General features: G+C 40.9%; 1 pseudogene. It reads right to left on the reverse strand.

Going from position 1 to position 416, the window contains the following annotated elements:
• Positions 1–416: pseudogene (locus AB4486_RS27850) on the reverse strand (hypothetical protein); the annotation flags it as partial.

A 416-nucleotide genomic window follows, 5' to 3' on the forward strand; every position in this document is an offset into this window, starting at 1 on the left:
CTCTGGAGCAAGCTTTGCTACCAAGCCTTTATCAACAAATAGGTGCTGATTAGCATAGTCAAATAACATTTTTTGAAAGTAACGACCAAATTTTTGACTCAACTTCCTCGTCAGTTTCCCATCATCAGGTAATAATTTGGTGTCAGGTGCCGTTCGCTTAATATACTCATTGACGACCTTAATCTGAGTCTTTCTCAAGTCATATTTACCTGTCTGGTTGTTTCGACCAGATAAATAGTAGTGCGCATGTGCTCCCGTTTTGACATCCACACTTCGTTCGTCGTCATGCCCGATAACCGCTTTAACCTCGTAATCGGGAAAATATTCCATTAAGAACTGACTAGTAAACGAAACGTACTCTTCTAAGCTAATTACATCCGTTCCAACCCCCCATTGGTGGGGGATTTTAAAAAGAC

The sequence above is a fragment of the Vibrio sp. 10N.222.55.C6 genome (assembly GCF_041473395.1).
Classification (GTDB): Bacteria; Pseudomonadota; Gammaproteobacteria; order Enterobacterales; family Vibrionaceae; genus Vibrio; species Vibrio crassostreae_C.